The 452-nt window shown below is 64.4% G+C and carries 1 protein-coding gene; it reads left to right on the top strand.

The features are described 5' to 3' along the window. The coding region (locus QC029_RS31385; RefSeq protein WP_279559097.1) for a MarR family winged helix-turn-helix transcriptional regulator at positions 1-282 on the top strand (282 nt) is incomplete at its 5' end. Between the last annotated feature and the right edge of the window lie 170 nt (positions 283-452).

The raw sequence follows: 452 nt of genomic DNA on the forward strand, positions 1-452 counted from the left end.
GCGCTCGACATGGGGCCGGCCGGGATTTCCGGTCTCGTCGATCGCAGTGCTGCGGCAAGGCTGGTCGAGCGGCGGGCCGATCGCGAGGACGGCCGGGCCTGGCGCGTGTGGCTGACGCCGAAGGGACGAACCGCGCTGGCGCAGGCAAAGACCGATGCGGCCGGGATCAACGCGGCATTGACGGAAGGATTTACCAGCGCGGAGATCGACATCGTCGCGCGCTGGCTGACGAGCATTCAGGACAAATTTCCAAGAGACCCTTCGCGAGATTCAGAGGAATAAGGAGCCGACAAATGACTGACCTGGTCCGGATCGAGAACAACGGCGGAATTCTCACCCTCACGCTGGCGCGCCCCGACAAGAAGAACGCGCTGACGGACGCGATGTACGGCAAGCTCGCCGACACCATCGAATCCGCCGAGTTCGATCCCTCCGCCCGCGTGATCCTGATC

This window comes from Streptomyces sp. DH37 (genome assembly GCF_029813835.1).
Taxonomy (GTDB): domain Bacteria; phylum Actinomycetota; class Actinomycetes; order Streptomycetales; family Streptomycetaceae; genus Streptomyces.